5 protein-coding genes are annotated in these 3,799 nt (G+C 61.1%); 1 reads left to right on the top strand and 4 read right to left on the bottom strand.

The genetic code is table 11. The features are described from left to right. The 4 genes from LL972_RS21395 to LL972_RS21380 all read right to left on the bottom strand — a co-directional run. Positions 1 to 193 (bottom strand): hypothetical protein (locus LL972_RS21395; RefSeq protein ID WP_228329301.1); only part of this gene is annotated, 193 nt, incomplete at its 3' end. Positions 194 to 597: 404 nt separating this feature from the next. Beyond that, positions 598 to 879, bottom strand: coding sequence for a helix-turn-helix domain-containing protein (locus LL972_RS21390; protein ID WP_019238166.1), 282 nt, complete (start codon positions 877 to 879; stop codon positions 598 to 600). After that, the gene (locus LL972_RS21385; protein ID WP_228329300.1) at positions 876 to 1,214 is read right to left on the bottom strand and encodes a type II toxin-antitoxin system RelE/ParE family toxin; all 339 of its coding nucleotides are present in this window, start codon (positions 1,212 to 1,214) and stop codon (positions 876 to 878) included. The genes LL972_RS21390 and LL972_RS21385 overlap by 4 nt, the downstream gene beginning before the upstream one ends. Before the next feature lie 228 nt (positions 1,215 to 1,442). Further along, a complete protein-coding gene (locus LL972_RS21380; protein ID WP_228329299.1) occupies positions 1,443 to 2,753 on the bottom strand; it encodes a hypothetical protein in 1,311 nt (436 codons plus the stop codon). Positions 2,754 to 2,994: 241 nt separating this feature from the next. On the opposite strand from LL972_RS21380, the gene LL972_RS21375 reads away from it, so the two are divergent. Then, positions 2,995 to 3,498: a hypothetical protein gene (locus LL972_RS21375; protein ID WP_228329298.1), complete on the top strand. Its 504-nt coding sequence runs from the start codon at positions 2,995 to 2,997 to the stop codon at positions 3,496 to 3,498. Positions 3,499 to 3,799: the final 301 nt, after the last annotated feature.

The raw sequence follows: 3,799 nt of genomic DNA, 5'->3' as shown, positions 1-3,799 counted from the left end.
CCCTGCCAGATGCCGCAAAAACAGGCACCCACGCCGGCAAATCTGTCGCGCACAGGCCGGTTAACGCCCCTGCGGCGGCCTCGATCACCGAGCCAAATCCCTCAATTCCATGCCCGCGCCAAGTTGTCCACCGCTGCGGTGGATAAGCCTGTGGGGAAATAACGTTATTTGTCCTGTTTAATTGGCAGGCCATCCAGTCAACCTTTGGTTGAAAGCACAGTCAGTAGACCGCTCAACAGCAGATCGGCGTCGCCGCCGCTACGCGACGCCGACAGCGTTAAAAGCTCAATAGAGGGGCTGCGCCCCTCCCACCCGCAAACAGCAACAGCTGTCGGCAGGGAGTCACTAGCCGGACTTCGAGGCAGAACATGACCCTGGAAGGGCTGCCGGCTTCGGGTGGTCTGCGTTTAAGAGCGGTCACCGTGCGCTACGCGCACACAGAGCCAGAGCGCGGTCAGGATGACTGCACACGCCGAATGCCCTCGCTGCGGCAGACCACCGAGTGCGGCAAGGCCGTATCGGACACTGACAGTTTTCCTTTTGGTGCCCAATAAAAAGCCCGCTCGTTAGCGGGCTTGTTTGTTTCTGACAAGTTGCCTAGGCCGCTTCCAGCACTCGCATTTCGATGTGCAGATCCGCAGCAGCCAGCATGTTCACCAGCGTATCCAGACTGAACAGATCGATCTTGCCGCGCATCAGATCCGACACGCGCGGTTGCGTCACGCCGAAGACCTTGGCCGCCTGGGACTGGCTCAATCCTTCGCGTGCAATGTGATCCTTCAGCGCCATCATGAGCGCCGATCGCAGCTTCATGTTTTCAGCCTGCGGGGGGGTGTCTTCGATCGCGTCCCACACGCTGGCAAAGCGTTCATTAGTCATCGGCTTAACTCCTTCACCAAATCTCGATAGCGTTTCTCGGCTAGGTCCAAATCCGCTTTACTGGTCTTCTGCGTCTTCTTTTGGAAGCAATGCAGGACGTAGACTGCATCGGAGAACTTCGCCACGTAGATGATCCGGAATGCTCCTGCAACATCCCGAATCCGAATCTCTTGGACGCTCTGACCGACGGTCGGCATTGGCTTCCAATCGTCGGGCTCGCGACCGCTTTGCACCTGGTCAAGCTGATAGCCGGCCTCGCGCCGTGCCGAGGCGGGGAAAGCGCGCAGATCATCAAGGGCACCGGCCCGGAACTCGACAGGTTTAATGTCAGTCATCCAAATACTATACAAAATTTTGTATAGGCTGGCAAGCCTCCCCTGCCCGGCACGAGGGTCGGCAGGGATTCTTGTAAAGAACAGCCAAAAGTGAGCTAACTCACTGTCAGGAAAGAACTTTTTACAGATGCCTGCCGGCCCTCTGTTGCTGTTGTTCTTGGGTCATGGTGTGCTTCTCGTGGCGTTGGGTGGTGGGTGCTGGTAGGTGACAGTCTTACTGGCAAGCCTCTACGGCAGCCAGCGTTTGACGCGGACGTGAGAAATCTCGGTGATTGCGGTGCCCCGGTAGGTGTCGTGCTTCTTGATTTTGAAGCCGGCATCAAAGCGGCGCTCGCGATTGGCGCGGCTCACCAGCTCCGCCGGCGCGGCAGCGGTCCGCCAGGTGAAGCAGTTGCCATCGTCGTCAATCAGACTCAGACGTTCCTGCGGCCCGTAGTATGAATCGAACGTCTCGACCTGGTAGACGCGCAAGGGACGCTGCAACTTGTCGCCCTCGGTGGCCACGTGGGCCGAGCGGGCGGCCCGCAGCAGCAGCTGCGCAGCGCTCTGGTGCCGCTGGTAGGTCGGCACGGCTGCGGCGGCGATCGCCAGGTGCCGTGCGTCCACTTTGATGGTGTCGCTGGCCAGCACCGCTTTGACGTTGGCTTCGAAGTTGTCCGTAGGCTCGCGGCCGGCAAACCAGGCGACCATCGCGGCAGCTTCGGCCTGCAGGCGTTCCCGCGCGGCGGCAAAGGCGCGGCCAGCGGCCGGATTGCGTCGATGCGCTTCCGAGAGCTCGGTCGCTTGCAGGTAGGTGGCGTCAATGCGTAGTTCCCGTGCTTTGCCGACGGGGATGAAGCTGCTGGACTCGCACAGGAACAAGACCCGCCCCAGATAGTCCAAGGTGGCGACCGCCCCGGCCACCCCCGCGGCGGCCTGGTCGCCCAGCGCATCGGCGTAGCGCTCGAAGTCGGCCAGCTTGGCCAGGAAGAGCGCCCGGGCCGGATCGATCCCAGTGAAGTCCTGCAGGCATGTGCTGCCCACTTGCTGATAGGTGCCGGTGCTGCTGTTGCGGAGCAGGTAGATCTGCTTGCGTGCCCGGGCCGTGTGGCAATGCTCACAGTGCATGGGGTGGCCACGCCGGCGTGCCGCCTCGGCGCGATCGGCCGCCACATCCGTCACCGCAAACACCAGCGCGCCGGCCGCAGGCGTGGCATCGAGCTGGGCGACAACGTGCCAGTCGCCTAGCTTGACCAGTGGAAAGCGCAGGAGCAGGCTGTGCATGTCGATCAGGCCCACGGCGTCGGCCGGCAGCGGCGCGTTGGTGGGCCACGGGACCAGCGTCACTTCTTCGCCTGCGGCGTGCACTTGGCGCTGCTGCAGATAGGGCGTGACGTGCGCCAGTTCGACCGTGAGGGCATCGAGCCCGAACCTGGCCGCTTTTGTATTGAGTGCTTCAAGGCGCTTGGTGAATTCAGGCATCTTGGCGGCGGGCACCAGTACCGTCGCCTGCCGCAACTGCGGCGGTTGTGTCTTCTCGATCGCGGCGTTCGTGCCCATCGACTTGCTCCTAGCGCCGCGACCCGCGGACTGCGGGCCCAGCATACCGACCTTCTAAATCACCGACGCACACGTGGCCACCTGCAGGTGGCCACGAAGCGCGACAGCTCCTGCAGCTGTGCATTGGCGCGCGCCGGACCAAGTTGCAGGACATGTAGCTCGGCCGACCTAACCTTGCGAGATGGATTGCCGGTTGAATGCCGGCGCTTCATGATTTCCCCCACTGAACAAGGGAAGTGACATGAACTGCGACTGGATTGGCTGGTGTGCTCTCTCTGCTTCCGAGCAGGCTGCGTGGGTTCAGGCCGTCGGCAGTGTGGCTGCGATCTTGGCGGCTATCGGCATTGCGGCGTATGAGCGCCACGTCGCAAAAGCGGAAACCGTAGAAAGGAAGCGCCTCGAAAGCAATGCCCGCTACACCCGAGCCAATCGAGCTATGACGCGATTCCGGAAGGTCATAGCGCGTCAGCTTGATGCCGCTAAAACCCAGCAGAATCCCATGCCGGCAGATCCAGTACCCGATGAGATGAGGGATCTTGAGCACGAATGCCATCTGATTCCGCAGGCCGGCGGAGACTGCCTCACTGCCATCAATTTCTATGAAGATGCGCGTGAGTTGCTGGAAGGATCGTTTCTTCCCACAGAAAACACCGACCGATTCATCCAGCTCCTGGAGTACGCGGACAGCCGCATCGAGATAGCGCTGAAGCACTTCTACAAGTATTTGGACACGGCACGTCATTAGCTGTTGCTTACGCCCTTCTGGGGGGGGGCGGCAGGGAGTCATTAGCCGGACTTCGGAGAAGGGCATGACCCTGGAAGGGCTGCCGGCTTCGGGTGGTCTGCGTTTAAGAGCGGTCGCCGTGCGCTACGCGCACAAAAAGAGACGCCATGAGGGTATCCAAATGAGACTTATTGGGCGTCTTGCTAAAATGCCGTGCTAGCGCCGACTGGCTGAATCGGTGGTGCCATGGTAATCCCCCCGCCCATTAGCTGACGCCAGAAGTGGAATTTTCTCGTCCCCTTTCCCGAGGAGGTTCCATGAA

The organism is Xanthomonas campestris pv. asclepiadis, assembly GCF_020784175.1.
Classification (GTDB): domain Bacteria; phylum Pseudomonadota; class Gammaproteobacteria; order Xanthomonadales; family Xanthomonadaceae; genus Xanthomonas; species Xanthomonas campestris_D.
The sequence above is the reverse complement of the archived record's forward strand: the minus strand, read 5'-3'. Positions and strand labels throughout refer to the sequence as shown.